Source organism: Ruegeria sp. CJ3, assembly GCF_056536725.1.
Genome location: NZ_JBQFQE010000005.1, coordinates 53551 through 67574 on the forward strand (window position 1 = coordinate 53551; position 14024 = coordinate 67574).

Sequence of the window (14024 nt, forward strand, 5' to 3'; positions counted from 1 at the left end):
TGTGATGGGAAAACTCTTGCCGATCATCTGTCTGGTCGCGGGTCTTGCTGCGGGTGTCGGGGCTGGTGTTGTCCTGGCCCCCTCGGACAAGGCCGAGGAAAAGGCCGAGGCCAAGCCAGCCCAGTCTGAGGCTGGACAGCAAGAAGCCTCAAAATCCGGGAAAAAAGATGAAAAGAAGGCGCAGGAATACCTGAAGCTGACCAAGCAGTTCGTGATCCCTGTTGTCTCGGAGCATGAGATATCGGCCCTGGTCACCATGTCCCTCAGCCTCGAGGTGCGTTCGGGTATCGAGGATGCCTTCTACGAGATCGAACCAAAGTTGCGAGACAGGTTTCTGCAAGTGTTGTTCGATCACGCCAACAGCGGCGGATTTGATGGGGCGTTTACCCGCTCGGATAACCTTGCAGTTCTGCGCGCGGCGTTGCTGGAGGTTGCGCAAAAGGATCTTGGCCAGGATGTCTCGAAGGTATTGATCACCAGCGTCAACCGGCAGGATACCTGAACACATTCCTATTCCTGCGCCACGCGGCGCTTGCTTTGCTGCAGGCGCTGCGACAATTCCGTCACCGCTTGCTTGCGCCCGAAAGCCTGACGCAAGTCGTCCATCGCTGCAAGTTTTTGCGATCGCAGTCGCGCTAGTTCTGTATTCAGCTGCCGCCGCGTGGCCGATTCCCAGCTATGCCACGCCAGATCGGTGCCTGTGACGCGGTACCCGTGGGTGTCAGCACCAAGCGACTTCACTTCAGCCAGCTGGCGGTCCAGCAGGGCCAGTTGCTGCAACAGCTTCGCCTGATGTTGCAACAATGGGCGCAGCTTCTGGTATTCGCGCTGATAGGTCGCTTCGGTCACGGTCAGCAGGTCTGTCATCCGGTTGCGCATCACATCACCCGCGCCTTGGCGCGTTTGCGCATGGCCTCGGCAAAGCGGATCGCTGCAGCGACGGGGCGATAGTATTCTTCGGCGATTTCGTGACCGATCTCGACCGTGGCGTGCAGCGCACGCGCCGTTGGCGGGTCCGAGTGGATGGGCACTCCGGCCTCGCCCGCTGTGGCGCGGATCGTTGCGGCCACTTCATCGACCCCTTTGGCGACGCAAACCGGTGCGGTGCCACTGGCGCGCGACCATTTCAGCGCGACCGCGTAGTGGGTCGGGTTGACGATCACCACATCGGCTTTGGGCACATCCGTCATCATTTGGTTGGTGGCGATGTCCTGTGCACGCTGGCGACGCTGCTGTTTGACATGCGGATCACCCTCGGAATCCTTGGTTTCATCCTGGATTTCCTTGCGGGACATTCGGTTCTTGCGCAGATGCTCGGCATGTTGCCACAGATAGTCGACCATACCGATGGCCAGCGCGATGGTGATGACGATGAACAGGAACCGAAACAACAGGTTCATCATCAACAGGATAGACGCGCGCGCCGGTGCCGCGCTGGCCGAGAGAATCTCGGGCAAGTTCGCGCGCAGAAACAGGGCCAGGCAGGCCCCGTAGATCAGCAGTTTCACAAAGCTCTTTGCGAATTCGAACAGGCCGCCCCGCCCAAATTTGTTCTTTGCATTCGAGGGGATCGAGATGCGAGAGGTTTTGGGTTTCAGCTTGTCCGGGGCAAATATCAGGGCGCGCTGTGCGATCAGGCTGAGCACCACTGCGACCGCCGGCACCACGAACAGGGCAGCAACCGGCACCAACGTAGAGCGCAGTATGCCAGCCACCGGGGCCGTCACCGGGCCTGTTGTCAGCAGGTCCGCCAGTCGATCCGATTGGTCGATAAGAACTACAAACAGGGTGCCAATTTGTTCCGCCATATACTGCCCGACCAGCAGCATCGCGACCAGCAATCCGGAATAGGCGGCCACCACCGACAGATCGTTGGACTTGGCGACTTCGCCCTTCTTACGGGCTTTCTCAAGCTTCTGCGGTGTCGCCTCAAACGACTTGTCGCTGTCATCGTCCTGCCCGCTCATCTCGTGCCCTCAAGCGGGTTCTGCAGGAACGCAAACAGCGCGTCGGACCAGACGGACAGGATCAGCGGCGTGCCTGCGAACAGCAGAAACAGGCCCGCGAAGGTGATCGCGGGGGCGCCCACGAACGCGACCATCAGCTGCGGCATGGCGCGGTTGATGACGCCCAGCGCCAGGTTGTAGATCAGCGAGGCGATGACGAAGGGCATTGCCAGCGCAAAGGCCAGCCCGAAGCTGCGTGAAATCTGGGTAATGCCCCATTGCGTCAGGTCCGGCGCCAGCGGCAGGGTGCCGATCGGGAACAGTATATAGCTGTGAATCATGAATTGCGCGGCGCGGATATGCAGGCCCAGCAAGGCGGCCAGCGCCAGACCGGCCAGCGTCAGCATGTAGCCCATCGCAGGCACAGGCTCGGCCGCCGCGCCACCAAGGATTTGCGACAGTGATGTCGCCTGCGCCGCTATCGAACCGGCGGTTTGCAGCGCCAGCACAAACAGGCGCAGGCCTACGCCCAACGCCAACCCGGTCGCGATTTCGGTGCCGGTCAGTGCCACCATCCGCCCGAACGCTGGCGCCGTTTCTGCCTCGGGTACCGCAGGGGCCACGATCAGCGTAGACGCCACAGCCAAACCCAGCTTGACGCGCACCGGGATGCTGCGTTCACCAAAGGCGGGCAGCAGCGACACCATGGTCGACACGCGCAGGAAAATGGCGAAGAGATGCCACAGGGTTTGCCCCAGATGGGGCAACAGCTCGGGCGACAAGGCGATCACGCGGGCACCGTTCCGACCAGCGCCGGGCGCGCCTCAAGCCCGATTTCCTCGAAGGATAGAACCGGGTTGGCGATGCCGCGGGCATGCATGATGGTGCGCAGCAACCGCCGTCGCCGAGTCGAGGTCACAACCGCGGGGAACAACCCGTGGTCGGCGGATTTGGCGACGCTTTCATTCACCCCGTCGGCAAGCTTGTTGAACAGGTTCGGCGGCAGCGCCACGTCCAGACCGGCATTGGGGGCGTCGATCTGATAGCTGGCAAAGGTGTCTTCCCATTCCGGGGCCAGCTGGATCAAGGGGATCGATCCGTCCTCGCGCTTCATATCGGCCACCAGTTGAAAACCCAGCCGTTGGCGGACCAGTTCGCAGATGCCTTCGGGCTGGGTTGTGGTCAACCGCGCCTCGGCTACGCTTTCCAGTATCAGCGCCATGTTGCGGATCGAGACACGTTCGTCGAGCAGCAGGCGCAATACCGCATGCAGAGTGTCGATCGGCACCTTGTCGGGGATCAACTCGTCCAGAAGCTTGCGATTGGCCTCGGCCCGGACTGGATCACTGAGGCGGGTCATCTCGGACAGCAAACGGCGCAGGGATTTCAGCGTCAGCAGGCGCGAGAAGTTCTGTTTGATGATCTCAAGCAGGTGGGTCGCCAGAATCTCGGGCGGGGTTACGATGGTGGCCCCGTTCATGGCGGCAGCTTCCTGATCCTTGGGCAGAATCCAGCGGGCGGGGGCACCGTAGACCGGCTCGGTCACGTCGGTGCCATCAGGCAGCAGGTCCTGCCCGTCCTGCACCAGCGCCAGCACCAGTTCTGAATTCAACACGCCGCGCGCCTGTTCCACGCCTTGCACCTTGATCACATACGTACCAGTGGGAAGATCGGCGCGGTCGGTCAGGCGGATCTCGGGCAGGATCAGGCCAAAGCTTGACGCGACATAGGTCCGCATATTTGCAATCCGTGCATCCAGCCCGGTGCCGGGGTTCAGCACCATGCTGACCAGATCGGGTGCGAACTCCAGATGCACATCGTCCAGATCCAGAACGTCGCCGATGGCTTGAGAGACCGGTGTGTCAGCCTCGGGCGCGGTATCCTCGGGGATGTCTTCGGCACCTCGTTTTTTCAGGCCAGAATAGGCGGCGTATCCCAGCGCCGCCGCGCCGAGCATGAAGGGCAGAAACGGTAATCCGGGCACCAGTGCGAACAGCGCCATCAGGACCGCGACCGTGGCCAGCGCCGCCGGATGCCGCCCAAGCTGCGAAAAAATCGCACTGTCGGTCGCCCCTTGGGTGCCGCCCCGGGCCAGCAACAGGGCGGAAGCGATTGAGATGATCACCGCAGGGATTTGTGACACCAGCCCGTCGCCGACGGTCAGGATCGCGTAGGTCTCAAACGCGGATGAGACCGGCATACCATGCACGATCACGCCCATTACCAGACCCATCACCAGATTCAGTAAGGTGATCAGCAGGCCAGCGACCGCATCGCCCTTGACGAATTTCGACGCCCCATCGAGCGAGCCAAAGAACGTGGTCTCCTGCTGTTCGCGTTCGCGCCGTTCCTTGGCCTGTTGGTGGTCGATGGCACCGGCGGACATATCGCTGTCGATGGCCAGCTGTTTGCCGGGCATCCCGTCCAGCGCAAAGCGCGCGCCGACCTCAGCCATGCGGGCGGCACCTTTGGTGATGACCATGAAGTTCACGATCAGCAGCACGCCGAACACCACGAGACCCAAAAAGATGCTGCCACCCATGACGAATTGCGCGAACCCTTCGATCACATCCCCTGCCGCGTTGGTGCCAGTGTGCCCCTGCCCGATAATCAGCTTGGTCGAGGATACGTTCAGCGACAGCCGCAGCATTAGCGACGCCAGCAAGATCGTCGGGAAGGATGAGAAATCCAGCGGCCGTTCGATAAACAGTGTCAGGGTGAAGATCAGGATCGCCAGCGCGAACGACGCCGCAAGTCCCACGTCCAGCACCCATGCAGGCATCGGCAGGATCATCATCACGATCACCGTCATCAGCGCCAGCGCCAGCAGGACGGTCGGGGAAAACAGGGTGCGGATGTCGATCCGGGGCACAGGGACCTCTCAGTTGAAGGGGATGAACGCGGTAGCGGCGGCGCTTTGAGGCACCAGTGAGCCCAGAGCGGTGCGGCTGGCGGGCTCGGACGCCCGAGGGATTAGCGGGGCGGCGGACATGGTGAACGGGTCGCTGGTCACGCGCGGACCTTCCAGTTGCGCCAGCACCGCCTGAAAGCGGTTGGAGTAAGAGGCCGCAAGATGCTCGGTCCGGGAATGATAGGCCCCGGCGGCGGCGGGCCATGAGCCGAGCTCGGCGTGGAGTTCGTTCAGGAACCGGGCGGCGTAGGTGGCGTTTTCTTTCGGGTCGAACATGGCGTCGATCGAGCGGAAGGCCTTGCCGTGCCAGCGGTAGTTGATCTGGAAACAACCCACATCAAAGCTGCGGACACCCGATTTGAAGATGTTGAAGACATAGGCTTTGGCCTCGGTCGCCGAGGCGAACCAATATCCCTGTCCCTCGCGGTTCACGGCCCAGGGCCAGGGGTGCAGCGCACCATCCACCGCGCGGCCCGATTCAACCCGCGCGATGGCGCGAAGCACGTCCAAAGGCACGCCTTCTGCCCGCGCGGCCTGTTGCGCGGCCTGATCGCATAAAGCCGCCGTTTCAATACCCGCCACGGCGTGGCCGGGTTTCACCAGCGCGATATGCAGCAACAGCGCAAACAGGATTTCACGATAAGGCATTCTGCCGGTCCGGGATTCTGATCAATCCCGGCCAAGCTAGTCCGCTATCGGTTTACAGAGAGTTAGCGCGCCTCAGCTTCGGTCAATTCTGCGGCCAAAAACAACGCTGGTGTTGGTGCGCAGGACGCCGGGTATGCGGGCCAACTCGTCCACAAGGATATCGAGGTCCTCTATCCGGGGGGCCTCGGCGGACAGAAGCAGGTCGAACTCGCCATTTATCGACAGGCACAGCTTGACCTCAGGGTAAGCCTCAAGCCGTTTGATGATCCGCGTGGTTTCCTTTTGCTGCACCTCCAACAGGACAATGACCTGAACGCGAGGGGTATCCTCGGTTTCGCGCAGAACCACCGAATAACCAGCGATGATGCCGCGTTCTTCCATGCGGTTGATGCGTTCATGTACCGTAGTCCGGGCGACGCCCAGTGTCGCTGCGATCCGAGTGGTGGAATCGCGTGCGTTGTGCTGCAGGGCGGCGATGATGCGGCGGTCAAGCTGGTCCATGCGGGCTCCGGGCGTCAGAAGGGGCGTGTCCCGGTTTACGGCAGTTTGCCGGGCAGGCTCAAGACTGGCGGGGGAAATGGGGGTGTAACTCGTCAATGATGATGGGATGGGCATGGGGCGCTGGTCCCGCCAGATGTGGGTGATTTGCGGGCAGGTCGGGGTGGCTGTGCGCGATTGCCGCGCGGCTGTTGCGCGGCCATATGTGCAGTGCAAGCATCACACCCAGAAGCGCGGCGATGGCCATGGTCGCCATCACAACGGTGGCGCCGAAACGAGTCATCAGCCACCCGGCCAAGGGGTACAGCACCAACCAGCAGGCATGGGACAGCGTGAATTGCGCAGCAAAGAGGGCGGGGCGATCCTCGGGGTGGGCCGAGCGGGTCAGCAGACGACCCGAGGGCGTCAGCGTGGCGGAATAGCCAAAACCTACGGCGGCCCAGATCAGCGTTAGCTGCATGAGCGTCATCGGCAAGCTGGCGGACAGCAGGGCTGCACCGGCCATGGCTCCGGTCGCCAGCGCTGCGCCGCTTAGCATCACCTTTCGGTCGGGGATGTGTTCCAACAAACGGGGCAGGGTGAATGCGGCCAGCATCGACCCGCCGCCGAACCCGGCCAGCGCGACGGCAACAGCGCTTTCGGACAGGCCCAGATCGGCGCGCACGATCACAACCGTGTTGACGATCACCATCGCGCTGAGCGCAGCCGCGCTCCAACTCAACGCCAGCAGCCCATGCAGGCGGGGGGTCTTGAGATAGATGCGGATGCCGCGCGTGGTCCGGTCATAGATGCCGCGCCGGGCGGTGGGTTTGGGCGAGGGCAGAGCGACGGACACCACCAGCAGCGCCGAGGCCACAAACCCAAGGCTGGTGCCCAGAAACAGGCTGTCGAAACTGACCAGCAGCAAGAGGACAGCTGCCAGCATCGGGCTCAGCAGGCTTTCCAGATCATAGGCCAGCCGCGACAGGGACAGGGCCTTGGTATAGTCCTGCTCATCCGTCAACACGTCGGGAATGGTGGCCTGAAAGGTAGGCGTAAACCCGGCCGAGGCCGACTGCAGCACAAAGATCAGCACATAGACCTGCCAGATTTCGCTCACGAATGGCAGGCAGAGCGCCACCGCCGCGCGCACCAGATCCAACGCCACCAGCATCTTTCTCCGATCGAGCCGCTCGGCAAAGGCAGCGGCCAGAGGCGCGACGGTGACATAGGCCACCATCTTGATGGTCAGCGCGGTGCCTAGCACCAGACCGGCCGCCTCGCCCGCCAGATCAAAGGCCAGCAGTCCCAGCGCTACGGTGGCCAGCCCGGTGCCGGACAACGCCACGATTTGCGCGGCCAGCAGGTGCCGATAGGTGCGGTTTTTCAGGACACTGAGCATTACGGGCTTTCTTGAGTGCGGTTGTTGCCGTTCCATAGTTCCAGTGTGGTGCACAAGGTCAAGCCACCTTTGCCGGTTTCCGCTTTTCCAATGATGGCGTTGAGTTCGGAAGCCAAACCGCCTATCTCGGGGCCGAAAGCGCACAAAGGATAACTCCGTGGCGAACCACCTTTATAAGAATGACCTGCCGGACGGGCTGGATTTGGGCCCCGTCGTGGCCATTGATTGTGAAACCATGGGGCTGAACCCCCATCGGGACCGCCTGTGCGTGATCCAGATGTCCGGCGGTGATGGCAACAGCCATATCGTGCAGGTCGAGAACGGGCAGACTCAGGCTCCGAACCTGTGTGCGATGCTGGAAAACCCGAATGTGCTGAAGCTGTTCCACTTTGGCCGCTTTGACATTGCCGCGATGTACCACACGTTTGGCGCGCTGGCTGCGCCGGTCTATTGCACCAAGATCGCCAGCCGTCTGGTGCGCACCTATACCGACCGGCACGGGCTGAAGAACCTGTGTCAGGAACTGATCGGCGTCGATATCTCGAAGCAACAGCAGATGAGCGACTGGGGCGCGGAAACGCTGACCGATGCGCAGCTTGAATACGCCGCGTCGGACGTTTTGTACCTGCACCGCCTGCGTGACGCTCTGGACGGGCGTCTGGCCCGCGAAGGCCGCACCGAGATGGCGCAGGCCTGTTTTGACTTCCTGCCGATGCGTGCGAAGCTGGACCTCGCCGGTTGGCCTGAAACGGATATCTTTGCGCACTCATGACCGACACCGAAGCATTTCTGAGAACCGCCCGACAAGTCGTCACCGATGAAGCCCGCGCGCTGGACGTGCTGGCAGAGGGGCTGGACGAGCATTTTGCCGAAGCCGTGCAAATGATCCTGAAGGCCACGGGCCGCATTATCATCAGCGGCATCGGCAAGTCGGGCCATATCGGCCACAAGATCGCGGCAACGTTGGCCAGCACCGGAACACCTGCCTATTTCGTGCATCCCGCCGAGGCGAGCCATGGCGATCTTGGCATGGTGTCCAAGGGGGACGTGGTTCTTGCAATCTCGAACTCGGGCGAGGCGCCGGAACTGGCCAATCTGCTGGCCTTTACCCGCCGCTTTGGCATCCCGCTGATTGGCCTGTCCAGCAAACCCGAAAGTACGTTGATGAAACAGGCCGATGTGCATCTGCTGATCCCGTCTTTGGGTGAGGCCTGCGGGTTTGGCATGGTGCCCTCGATCTCGACCACGCTGACGCTGGCGATGGGTGATGCGCTGGCGATTGCGCTGATGAAGTACCGGGACTTCAAGCCCGAGGACTTCCGTGCTTATCACCCCGGCGGCAAGCTTGGGGCGCAGTTGTCCACCGTGCGCGACCTGATGCACACCGATACACCCATCGTGCAATCTGGCACTCCGATGGGTGAAGCTCTTCTGGTCATGAGCCAGAAGGGGTTCGGCGTCGTTGGTGTGGCTAATGCTGACCACCAGCTACTTGGCATCGTGACGGATGGTGACTTGCGCCGAAATATGGATGGGCTGCTGGATCTGACCGTTGATCAGGTCATGACAGCCGACCCACGCACAATTGGCCCGGATGACCTGGCCGAGGGTGCGGTTGCGTTGATGACCATGCAAAAACCCAAGATCACCTGTCTGTTTGTGGTGGACCCGGCCTCGGATGGCCGAGCCGAGGGCATTCTGCACATTCACGACTGTCTGCGCGTCGGTCTGGGCTGAGGAGGCGCGCCAGTGGACCGCCATTCCCGATGGGTGCAGTTTCTGAAGGTGGTGTTGCCCCTGGCCGCCATCCTGCTGCTGTCCACCGTGTTCCTTCTGTCACGCAGCATCGACACCGATGTCTCGGTGCCCTTCAGCGGGCAGGAGATCGACGAGCGGCTGACGGAACAGGTCATCACGCGTCCCGACTACAAAGGGGTGACCCGCAAGGGCGAAGAGATCCGCGTCGAAGCCCGTCGCGCCAGTCAGGGCAGCGCCGGTGATAGCCCCACGGCGGCTGAGGTTCAGGGCCGGTTCGGCCTGAGCAACGGGGGTGAGATCACGCTGGAATCGAACACCGGCATGATACGGCCCGACAAGGGTACCGCCACCTTCGCCGGTAACGTGGTCATCACCACCGCCGACGGCATTCAGGTCACCACTGATCTGTTGAACACATCGCTGGATGAAATTCGCGGGGATACGCCGGGCCAGATTGACGGCACCGGCCCGATTGGGGACTTCACCGCCGGGCGGATGACGTTCGGAACCGAAAAAAAGGATGGCCCGGTCCATATTCTTTTTACAGATGGCGTGAAGCTGATATACGAGCCGCAAAAAGCTGAAAGATAACCCGTGTTTGATTTTCGTGTCGCCTCTGTTTGTATTGCTCTGATCGCCGCAGCTGCGCCCCTGTCCGCGCAAGAGGCTCAGGTGGCATTTGGGGCCGTCAAGGCCGACCCGAGCCTGCCGGTCGAGGTGACGTCAGAAACGTTGAACGTCAATCAGGAAGACGGCTCGGCCGAGTTTGTCGGCAATGTCATCGTCATTCAGGGCGAGATGCGCCTAACCGCGGAACGGGTTCTGGTGATCTACAATCAGGACCGCTCGGCCATCGAGCGGATGGAGGCGACCGAGAACGTGGTTCTGGTCAGCCCTCCCGATGCGGCCGAGGGTGACTGGGCCGAATACACCATCGAGTCCGGCGTGATTGAGATGCGAGGCAATGTGTTGCTGACCCAAGGCCCCAGCATCATCAGCGGAGACCAGATGGTCGCGAACCTGACCAGTGGAACCGCAACGATGTCGGGGGGCGTCAAGACCATCCTGCAACAGGGTCAGAACTGATGAACCGTCCGAACCTGTCAGTCGCCGAGGGCACCTCTGGTCTGAAGATCGAAAAGCTGCGGAAATCCTACCGCAAGAAAACCGTGATCCGCGACGTTTCGATGACGCTGGGCCGGTCCGAGGTTGTGGCGCTGCTGGGACCGAACGGCTCGGGCAAGACCACGACGTTCTACTCCGTCGCCGGGCTGGTGTTCCCCGAGGCGGGGACGGTGACCATCGACGGGCAGAACGTGACCACCCTGCCGATGTATCGCCGCGCTCGTCTGGGCATTGGCTATCTGCCGCAGGAAATGTCGATCTTCCGCGGCATGAGCGTCGAGGACAACATCGCCTCGGTGCTGGACATCACCGTCAAACACGCCCACCGCCGTAAGGAACGGTTGGAGGAGCTGCTGTCGGATTTCTCGATCGAACACCTGCGCCGCGCGCCTGCGCTGGCCTTGTCGGGCGGGGAACGCCGCCGGGTCGAGATCGCGCGTTGTCTGGCGGCGGACCCGAAATATCTGCTGCTGGACGAACCTTTTGCCGGGGTCGATCCAATCAGCGTCGGCGACATCCGCCATCTGGTGGCCGATCTGAAAAAGCGCGGCATCGGCGTTCTGATCACCGATCATAACGTGCGGGAAACGCTCGAGATTGTGGATCGGGCCTATATCCTGCACGACGGTCAGGTTCTGATGTCCGGCACGCCCGACGAAGTGGTCGAAAACGAAAATGTGCGCCGCGTCTATTTGGGCGAAAACTTCCGCATTTCATGAGCTTACGGAGATTTGTGCCCGGTGCATGTCGGAAATCTGATGGATACGCACCTGTTTTGATTGACTCTTCCCTCGGCTCTTGTCTCAATTGGGGTATGGCAAGTCTTCGGTTCCAGACTGAATCGCTATGCCCCTTCATCGAAGGGGTGGATCAGCGGCAACCGCAGGCTCTGCTGCGACCCCCCACCCGATAAGAATAAAGCCGTCGCGGATAGCGACATCAATATGGGTGTGAATTGTGAAGGAGATCACATGCGTTACCAAATCAGCGGAAAACAGATCGACATCGGTGCGGCCCTGCAAACTCATGTGCAGACCGAACTGGGCGAGGTTGTGGGCAAGTACGCCCAGCGGCCGACAGACGCCAGCGTCGTCTTTTCCCGTTCGGCGCATGAATATGTATGCGAAACCACCGTGCATATGTCCACGGGCCTGACCGCCCAGGCCAAGGCGCACGCGACCGAGATCTATGCGGCGTTCGAGGGGTGCTGCGACAAGATGGAGAAACAACTGCGCCGTTATAAGCGCAGATTGAAAGACCACCACAAGGATCGGTCCGAGCCGGTTGAACTCTTCGGCGCGTCCTCATATATCCTCGCATCTGACGAATCGGATTCGGCTGCCGAACCCGAGTCGCTGCAGCCTATGATCGTGGCTGAGATGGAAACCAAGATCCCATCGCTGAGTGTTGGTGAAGCGGTTATGCAGATGGAACTGGCCGGTGCGCCGGTCCTGGTGTTCCGGAACGAGAACAAGGACGGATTGAATGTCGTATATCGCCGTGAGGACGGCAATATCGGGTGGATCGATCCGTAACAGGCAAGAATTATTGGCCTGTCCCCGGCTGCGGGGGCATGGCCCAGGAGCAAAATGATGGAGCTTTCGAGCATTCTGAAGCCCGAAGCGGTGCGCGTGTTGTCGTCCGCGTCCAGCAAGAAACGTTTGTTTCAGGAAATCGGTGACGTTGCTGCGGCGACACTTGGGCTTGATGCGCAGGCGGTCGTTGACGGCTTGCTCGAACGTGAAAGCCTGGGTCCCACCGGCGTCGGCCATGGTGTGGCGCTGCCGCATGCGCGCCTGCCTGAGTTGGATGCGGTTTCAGGCGTATTCGTGATGCTGGAAAAACCCATCGATTTCGGCTCGGTCGACCGTCAGCCCGTTGATCTGGCGTTTTCGCTGTTTGCCCCAGAAGAGGCCGGTGTTGATCACCTGAAGGCGCTGGCGCTGGTGTCGCGCACGCTGCGCGAGCAATCCGTCTGCGCCAAGCTGCGGGCCAATCCCGACCCGGTCAAGCTGTATGCGATTCTGACCGAAGCTCAGTCGATGCAGGCCGCTTAAGACGCTGACCAGAAACAAAAAAGCCCCCGAATTTCGGGGGCTTTGTCATATCTTGCGGGTCGCGATCAGCCGCCCGTTCCCATTTCAAGTGTCCACCAGATCTTGCCGCCGCCTTCCTGATGCCAGGCAAAGCCCATCTGAGTCGCCTTGGGGTCCATGATGACCGAGCGCGGTCCGGGCTCTTGCATCCAGGCCGCCAGCGTTTCGGTCTCGGTTTCATAGGTTTCTGAGATCGCCTCACCCAGGAATGTCCCGAAATACCCGACCCGCGCGGCGCGATCGATGGGAGAGGACCCGTCCGATCCAAAGTGCCAGGGGCGGTTCTGGCGGGCCATATCCTTGGAATGGGTGGCCGCCGCCGCGTTTAGCTGTGAATTCAGTTGCACCGATTGCAAACCTGAGGCCTGCCGCAGCGCGTTGACCGAATCCAACATGCGGAACTGCAGCTTTTCGGGGTTGCCGCGAATCTTGTAGACCGACGGCAACGGCCTGCCATCGGCCCCGAAGGCAGTTGTGCCCGAATCGGTACATGCCGCCAGCGCGACGAAACAAATCGTTAGAAGGGAAAGAATACGTATCATGACCGGCCTGAATTTTGTGTCGCAAGGGAAATAACCCGCCTGACGGCCCCGGGTAAATGCACAATGGGCCAAGCGTGCGTGAATCTGCCGGTTTGATTTGCGACTGAAGCATTCTGGCCATAAAATGTGCTGGAATTTGCATTCTTCCTTAACAAAGGACCGCTCGACATGGTCAAGAAAGTCATTCTGCCCTCGACGCGCCGCGGATTTTTGGCAGGCGCAGCGGCCAGCCTCGCCTCGCCCGCGCTGGCGCAGTATATCCCCGGCGATCCTCTGCGCCCCGCCCCCGAGCCCGAGGCGCCGGTGCGCCGGAATATGTCGGGATTCCGGGCGCTGGACTGGCAGCCCTATTTCTCGAACACCAATAATGGGGCCATTCTGGTCGATACCGTCTCACGGGCGCTGCATTATTGGTCAGAAGATCAAACCGTGTACAAACTTTACCCATCTTCGGTCCCGCTGACCGAGGAATTGACGCGCCGCGGCCGCACCAGCGTCATTCGCAAGGTCGAAGGTCCAAGCTGGTCGCCGACCCCGTCGATGAAGAAGCGCAACCCGGAATGGCCGGACTATATTCCGCCGGGTCCCGATAACCCATTGGGAACACACGCTTTGTACCTAAGCTGGAAGTATTATCGCATCCACGGCACCCACGATACGCGCAAAATCGGGCGTCGGTCGTCGAATGGCTGCATCGGCCTGTTCAACGAAGATATTGCCGAGCTTTTCGGAATGGCCAATGTTGGCACGCAAGTGTTGCTAATTTGACGACATTTTCGCGCACGAACCCGCTTGTCGCGTAAGTTACAATTGCAATCCATGGGGATAGCTGATTAGAAAAACTCACGAGGTAAGTCTTAGATGTGCGGTTTCGTTATTGGGAATCGCGCAAATTCTGGAGGTTAATATGAAGAAACTCGTTCTCGCCGCTGCTCTGACGGCTGCTGCTTCGACCGCATATGCTGGCAACCTGGAAGAGCCGGTTGTTGAAGCACCGGTTGTTGTCGAAGAAACCCAAGGTTCGTCGCAGGGCATCATCCTGCCGCTGATCCTGCTGGTTGTTGTTGCTGCTGCTGTTGCCGCAGGCTAATCGACGAGCATTGTCTTAGAGAGAAGGCG

Annotated in this window: 18 protein-coding genes; 10 read left to right on the plus strand and 8 right to left on the minus strand. The window is 60.9% G+C overall.

The window, feature by feature from the left end; all coding sequences use genetic code 11:
- Nucleotides 1-4 precede the first annotated feature (4 nt).
- Nucleotides 5-502, plus strand: coding sequence for a flagellar basal body-associated FliL family protein (locus ACR0J1_RS10540; RefSeq protein WP_480732792.1), 498 nt, complete (start codon nucleotides 5-7; stop codon nucleotides 500-502).
- Between the two features lie 8 nt (nucleotides 503-510).
- Here ACR0J1_RS10540 and ACR0J1_RS10545 read toward each other — a convergent pair whose 3' ends face one another.
- The 7 genes from ACR0J1_RS10545 to ACR0J1_RS10575 form a co-directional block, all read right to left on the minus strand.
- On the minus strand, nucleotides 511-867 hold the full coding sequence (locus ACR0J1_RS10545; RefSeq protein WP_480732793.1) for a hypothetical protein: 357 nt from the start codon (nucleotides 865-867) through the stop codon (nucleotides 511-513).
- Nucleotides 868-878: 11 nt separating this feature from the next.
- Nucleotides 879-1967: a flagellar type III secretion system protein FlhB gene (gene flhB / locus ACR0J1_RS10550; protein WP_480732794.1), complete on the minus strand. Its 1089-nt coding sequence runs from the start codon at nucleotides 1965-1967 to the stop codon at nucleotides 879-881.
- Entirely contained in the window at nucleotides 1964-2737 is a 774-nt protein-coding gene (locus tag ACR0J1_RS10555) for a flagellar biosynthetic protein FliR (protein WP_480732795.1), read from the minus strand. The genes flhB and ACR0J1_RS10555 overlap by 4 nt, the downstream gene beginning before the upstream one ends.
- Entirely contained in the window at nucleotides 2734-4818 is a 2085-nt protein-coding gene (flhA, locus tag ACR0J1_RS10560) for a flagellar biosynthesis protein FlhA (RefSeq protein WP_480732796.1), read from the minus strand. The genes ACR0J1_RS10555 and flhA overlap by 4 nt, the downstream gene beginning before the upstream one ends.
- 9 nt (nucleotides 4819-4827) lie before the next feature.
- The gene (locus ACR0J1_RS10565) at nucleotides 4828-5505 is read right to left on the minus strand and encodes a lytic transglycosylase domain-containing protein (protein ID WP_480732797.1); all 678 of its coding nucleotides are present in this window, start codon (nucleotides 5503-5505) and stop codon (nucleotides 4828-4830) included.
- A 72-nt stretch (nucleotides 5506-5577) separates the two neighbouring features.
- Complete coding sequence (locus ACR0J1_RS10570; RefSeq protein WP_480732798.1) at nucleotides 5578-6006, minus strand: Lrp/AsnC family transcriptional regulator; 429 nt, start codon at nucleotides 6004-6006, stop codon at nucleotides 5578-5580.
- 58 nt (nucleotides 6007-6064) lie between these two features.
- Nucleotides 6065-7384 carry an MFS transporter gene (locus tag ACR0J1_RS10575; protein ID WP_480732799.1) on the minus strand — a complete coding sequence of 440 codons (1320 nt, stop codon included), beginning with the start codon at nucleotides 7382-7384 and terminating at the stop codon, nucleotides 6065-6067.
- 157 nt (nucleotides 7385-7541) lie between these two features.
- Between ACR0J1_RS10575 and ACR0J1_RS10580 the strand changes: the two genes are divergently transcribed.
- From ACR0J1_RS10580 to ACR0J1_RS10610, 7 genes are all read left to right on the plus strand, one after another.
- Complete coding sequence (locus tag ACR0J1_RS10580) at nucleotides 7542-8156, plus strand: ribonuclease D (RefSeq protein ID WP_480732800.1); 615 nt, start codon at nucleotides 7542-7544, stop codon at nucleotides 8154-8156.
- Nucleotides 8153-9121 (plus strand): KpsF/GutQ family sugar-phosphate isomerase, encoded by a 969-nt coding sequence (locus ACR0J1_RS10585; RefSeq protein ID WP_480732801.1) that lies wholly within the window; start codon nucleotides 8153-8155, stop codon nucleotides 9119-9121. The genes ACR0J1_RS10580 and ACR0J1_RS10585 overlap by 4 nt, the downstream gene beginning before the upstream one ends.
- Before the next feature lie 12 nt (nucleotides 9122-9133).
- Nucleotides 9134-9733, plus strand: a complete 600-nt coding sequence (locus ACR0J1_RS10590) for an LPS export ABC transporter periplasmic protein LptC (protein WP_480732802.1) — start codon at nucleotides 9134-9136, stop codon at nucleotides 9731-9733.
- A gap of 3 nt (nucleotides 9734-9736) precedes the next feature.
- On the plus strand, nucleotides 9737-10228 hold the full coding sequence (locus tag ACR0J1_RS10595) for an LptA/OstA family protein (protein ID WP_480732803.1): 492 nt from the start codon (nucleotides 9737-9739) through the stop codon (nucleotides 10226-10228).
- Nucleotides 10228-10986 carry an LPS export ABC transporter ATP-binding protein gene (gene lptB / locus ACR0J1_RS10600; RefSeq protein WP_480732804.1) on the plus strand — a complete coding sequence of 253 codons (759 nt, stop codon included), beginning with the start codon at nucleotides 10228-10230 and terminating at the stop codon, nucleotides 10984-10986. The genes ACR0J1_RS10595 and lptB overlap by 1 nt, the downstream gene beginning before the upstream one ends.
- A 252-nt stretch (nucleotides 10987-11238) precedes the next feature.
- Nucleotides 11239-11802: a ribosome hibernation-promoting factor, HPF/YfiA family gene (gene hpf, locus ACR0J1_RS10605; RefSeq protein WP_480732805.1), complete on the plus strand. Its 564-nt coding sequence runs from the start codon at nucleotides 11239-11241 to the stop codon at nucleotides 11800-11802.
- A 57-nt stretch (nucleotides 11803-11859) separates the two neighbouring features.
- The gene (locus tag ACR0J1_RS10610) at nucleotides 11860-12324 is read left to right on the plus strand and encodes a PTS sugar transporter subunit IIA (protein WP_480732806.1); all 465 of its coding nucleotides are present in this window, start codon (nucleotides 11860-11862) and stop codon (nucleotides 12322-12324) included.
- A gap of 65 nt (nucleotides 12325-12389) precedes the next feature.
- Here ACR0J1_RS10610 and dalA read toward each other — a convergent pair whose 3' ends face one another.
- Nucleotides 12390-12905 carry a divisome-associated lipoprotein DalA gene (dalA, locus tag ACR0J1_RS10615; protein ID WP_480732807.1) on the minus strand — a complete coding sequence of 172 codons (516 nt, stop codon included), beginning with the start codon at nucleotides 12903-12905 and terminating at the stop codon, nucleotides 12390-12392.
- A 168-nt stretch (nucleotides 12906-13073) separates the two neighbouring features.
- Here dalA and ACR0J1_RS10620 point away from each other — a divergent pair, with 168 nt between their 5' ends.
- Complete coding sequence (locus ACR0J1_RS10620; RefSeq protein ID WP_480531626.1) at nucleotides 13074-13673, plus strand: L,D-transpeptidase; 600 nt, start codon at nucleotides 13074-13076, stop codon at nucleotides 13671-13673.
- A 139-nt stretch (nucleotides 13674-13812) separates the two neighbouring features.
- Complete coding sequence (locus tag ACR0J1_RS10625; RefSeq protein WP_005979327.1) at nucleotides 13813-13995, plus strand: hypothetical protein; 183 nt, start codon at nucleotides 13813-13815, stop codon at nucleotides 13993-13995.
- The last annotated feature ends 29 nt before the right edge of the window (nucleotides 13996-14024 follow it).

Excerpts from the sequence above, each read along its gene's own strand:
- ACR0J1_RS10540 (WP_480732792.1), top strand. The coding sequence starts at position 5 with ATGGGAAAACTCTTGCCGATCATCTGTCTGGTCGCGGGTCTTGCTGCG.
- ACR0J1_RS10545 (WP_480732793.1), bottom strand. The coding sequence starts at position 867 with ATGACAGACCTGCTGACCGTGACCGAAGCGACCTATCAGCGCGAATAC.
- flhB (WP_480732794.1), bottom strand. The coding sequence starts at position 1,967 with ATGAGCGGGCAGGACGATGACAGCGACAAGTCGTTTGAGGCGACACCG.
- ACR0J1_RS10565 (WP_480732797.1), bottom strand. The coding sequence starts at position 5,505 with ATGCCTTATCGTGAAATCCTGTTTGCGCTGTTGCTGCATATCGCGCTG.
- ACR0J1_RS10570 (WP_480732798.1), bottom strand. The coding sequence starts at position 6,006 with ATGGACCAGCTTGACCGCCGCATCATCGCCGCCCTGCAGCACAACGCA.
- ACR0J1_RS10575 (WP_480732799.1), bottom strand. The coding sequence starts at position 7,384 with ATGCTCAGTGTCCTGAAAAACCGCACCTATCGGCACCTGCTGGCCGCG.
- ACR0J1_RS10585 (WP_480732801.1), top strand. The coding sequence starts at position 8,153 with ATGACCGACACCGAAGCATTTCTGAGAACCGCCCGACAAGTCGTCACC.
- lptB (WP_480732804.1), top strand. The coding sequence starts at position 10,228 with ATGAACCGTCCGAACCTGTCAGTCGCCGAGGGCACCTCTGGTCTGAAG.
- hpf (WP_480732805.1), top strand. The coding sequence starts at position 11,239 with ATGCGTTACCAAATCAGCGGAAAACAGATCGACATCGGTGCGGCCCTG.
- ACR0J1_RS10610 (WP_480732806.1), top strand. The coding sequence starts at position 11,860 with ATGGAGCTTTCGAGCATTCTGAAGCCCGAAGCGGTGCGCGTGTTGTCG.
- dalA (WP_480732807.1), bottom strand. The coding sequence starts at position 12,905 with ATGATACGTATTCTTTCCCTTCTAACGATTTGTTTCGTCGCGCTGGCG.
- ACR0J1_RS10620 (WP_480531626.1), top strand. The coding sequence starts at position 13,074 with ATGGTCAAGAAAGTCATTCTGCCCTCGACGCGCCGCGGATTTTTGGCA.
- ACR0J1_RS10625 (WP_005979327.1), top strand. The coding sequence starts at position 13,813 with ATGAAGAAACTCGTTCTCGCCGCTGCTCTGACGGCTGCTGCTTCGACC.